Source organism: Comamonas sp. B-9, assembly GCF_000410635.1.
Classification (GTDB): Bacteria; Pseudomonadota; Gammaproteobacteria; order Burkholderiales; family Burkholderiaceae_C; genus Comamonas.
On record NZ_KE148645.1, the window covers coordinates 1,098 to 3,713 of the forward strand.

General features: G+C 65.6%; 1 protein-coding gene and 1 pseudogene. Both read left to right on the forward strand.

Annotated features, from left to right (window positions below):
• Window positions 1-2,264, forward strand: a 2,264-nt coding sequence (locus tag H928_RS28925; protein ID WP_021028123.1) for a TonB-dependent siderophore receptor, incomplete at its 5' end; no start/stop codon positions are given.
• A 99-nt stretch (window positions 2,265-2,363) separates the two neighbouring features.
• Window positions 2,364-2,616: pseudogene (locus H928_RS33685) on the forward strand (iron dicitrate transport regulator FecR); the annotation flags it as partial.

The window sequence follows — 2,616 nt, forward strand, 5'->3', positions numbered from 1 at the left end:
GCCGCAGCTACCAGATCCCGGCTGGCGCACTTGAAGATGCGCTCAACCGCTTTGGGCGCGAATCGGGCCTGCTGCTGTCCTTCACGCAAGCGCAGGTCCAGGGCTTGCGCAGCGCGGGCCTGCAGGGCAGCTATGCGCCGGATGAAGCGCTGCAGCGCCTGCTGGCTCGCACCGGCCTGGCCCTGCAGCGCACGGCTGGCGGGGCTTATATTTTGCAAGCCGCGCCGCGCCCGGCAGTGGCACCGGCCAGCGCCGGCCAGGCGGGCGACACCACCTTGCCAGCGGTCACCGTCACCTCGCAGCGCGGCCAGGCGCAGCAGGGCTATGCCAGCCCCGGCCCCGTGTCTGCCACCAAGCTGGGCACCAGCCTGATGGAGACGCCGCGCAGCATCTCGGTCGTGAGCCAGGCGCAGCTGCAGGCCCAGGCGCCCAAGAGCATTGAGCAGGCACTGTCCTATACACCTGGCGTGGCCACCGAGGTGACGGGCGCCGATGTGCGCATGACGGGCGCCATCATCCGGGGCTTCAGCGATGGCAGCTCTTACTACAAGGATGGGCTGCGGCAGTTTGCCGCCGGCACCTATGGCTCCTGGAACGATGAGATCGATGAGATCGAGAGCCTGGAAGTCATCAAGGGCCCTGCCTCCATGCTGTTTGGCCAGGGCCGGCCTGGCGGCGTCATCCATGTGCTGTCCAAACGGCCGGAGGCGGACCATGTCAACAGCGTGGGTGCCTCGTACGGGCGCTACCACCGCGCCCAGCTCAGCGCCGACCTGGGCGGCGCGCTCGATACCGATGGCAAGCTGCTCTACCGCTTGAACCTCAAGGGCCGCGACAGCGATGGCCGCGCTATCGGATCGCGTGACGACCGCCTGGCCATTGCGCCATCCTTGCTATGGAATATCTCCAGCCAGACCCAGCTGACGGTGCTGGCCAACTACTCGCGTGAGCGCAGCACGCCCAAGCCCTGGTGGCCCAGCCTGTTTGCCTACCCACAGATCAAGCAGGTATCCCCCAAGCTGACGGCAGGCGACCCGGCCTTTGACCGCTTTGACCGCGACACCCGCTCGCTGGGCTATGCGTTCTCGCACCAGACCGACAATGGCTGGACCTTCACGCAAAACCTGCGCTACTCCACGATCGACATCGACTACCGCCACATCTATGCGATGGATGTGCTGGCCGATGGCGACAGCATCACCCGCGCCAGCCTGGCACAGCGCACCAAAGGCAAGACCCTGGCGATGGACACCCGGGCGCAGAAGGACCTGCGCTGGGGCGATGTGGAGCACCGCATGGCCTGGGGCGTGGATATCACCCAGTACAAGGAACGCGGCGGTCTGGGCTTTGGCTGGGATGTGCCCAACCTCAGCCTGAGCGCGCCCGTCTATGGCCAGTCGATTGCGGTGCCTGAGCTCGAAGAGAGCAACAGCGACCTGCGCCAGACCGGGATCTACACGCTCAACCAGTTCAAGCGCGGGCCCTGGATTGCCAACCTCAGCCTGCGCCATGATGCGGCCCGCACCACGCAAAACAGCAGCACGCAGCCCCGCATGCGCGACAGCGCCACCAGCGGCAGCGTTGGTGTGCTCTACCAGATGGCCTATGGGCTGGCGCCGTATGCCAGCTACGCGACATCGTTTGACCCGACCACCGGCCTGGCCTTTGATGGCAGTGCCTTTGCGCCGCGCAAGGGCAAGCAGTACGAGGTCGGCATCAAGTACCAGCCGCCCGGCAGCAAGAGCGTGATCACCGCCTCGGTGTTTGATCTGCGCCAGACCAATGTGACCACCCAGGACCCGGACCACCCGCGCTTTAGCGTGCAGACCGGCGAGGTGCGCTCGACCGGCTTTGAGCTGGATGCGCAGATGGCCCTCACGCCTGAGGTGCAGGGCATGTTCGGCTACACCTACCTGGACCCGCGCACCACGCAGAGCAACCGCCCAGCTGAGATCGGCCGGCAAACCTTGCAGACCTCCCGCCACATGGCCAGCCTCTGGCTGGACTACCGCCCGCGCAGCCTGCCGGGCGTGATGGTGGGGGCGGGCCTGCGCTACAAGGGCCGCTCGCCCTATAACCTGGCCTCCAATGGCAGCCTGAACTACAACGACGCGGTGACCGTGGCCGATCTGGCGTTGGCCTATGAAACACCCCAGTACCGCGTGGCGCTCAACGTCAACAACCTCTTCAACAAGACCTACTACGCGGGCATCTTCCGCGGTGTGGACCGCGAGGCGACGCTGAGCTTCAAGTACTACTTCTAAGCCCTCGCAGGGAGAAAAGCGCGTTCCCTGGGGCAGAGGACAGAAAATCAGTATGGCTATTGAGAATGATTCTCTTTACATGGCTTATGATCCAGCCCCATGGAATTGTCTGCCTCCTTCACCCGCGCGCTATTGACCGGCTTTGACCGGGCCTATGCCGATCTGGTGCGGGTGGCGACGCGCAGCACCGGCAGCCGTGACGAGGCGGGCGAGCTGGTGCATGAGGCCTGGCTCAAACTGGCCGAACATGCGCAGGCCAGTGGCCAGGCCGAGGCCGCTGGCGACCAGCGCGATGACACGACAGCCTACCTGGCGGTGATGACCCAGCACCTGGCGCTGGATGCGCACCGCC